General features: G+C 38.4%; 1 protein-coding gene. It reads right to left on the bottom strand.

The genetic code is table 11. The features are described 5' to 3' along the window. Positions 1–109: 109 nt before the first annotated feature. Positions 110–602, bottom strand: a 493-nt coding sequence (locus tag SM447_RS29495; protein ID WP_474576136.1) for a hypothetical protein, incomplete at its 5' end; no start/stop codon positions are given.

Genomic DNA, 602 nt, shown 5'->3' with positions numbered 1-602 from the left:
CGCCGCCCTTGAGCCCCTGCGGGCGAACCGTCCAATAAGCAAGTTTTTACGGGGAGTATTATCTACTATCTGATGTTCTGTAAGATTATTTGTTTTCTTTTTGAGCTAACTAATCTTCTGTTAGGACCACAGGGAATTTGGCAACTCCAGAATTACCACTCTTTGCAAGGAGTATTTCTTCATAACAATAGGTGACCTCTAGGGTATAGTTGCCAGCGGTGTCATTTGCCCTATTGATCATGGCAAAGGCTCTCGTCTGACAGGTACAAGGTTCTAAACAATCAAAATTAATAAAGCGATCTGGTACAATGTGTATTTTGTCTAATGGATGAATATCTGGAGATAATGTTACTTTTGTAATTCGCAAACCGGTGTATGTGATGTCGTTATAATTATTGCAAACTGTAATGTAAAAAACCTCTGTGTCGTTTTCTTCGATTTGATCATGAGCTCCATCTCCCCAATGAAATGAGAAACAAGGATTCAGATTTTTTTTCTTGTCGATCACACTTAATTCGCATTTTTCGGCAAAGGGCTCTGGACAGTTTTTATCAGATTTTATGGTATTGAATTTTGTTTTGGCTCTTTCTATAAGTTGTTCG

The organism is Micromonospora aridisoli (assembly GCF_056150025.1).
This window is presented reverse-complemented; position numbering and strand designations above follow the sequence as displayed.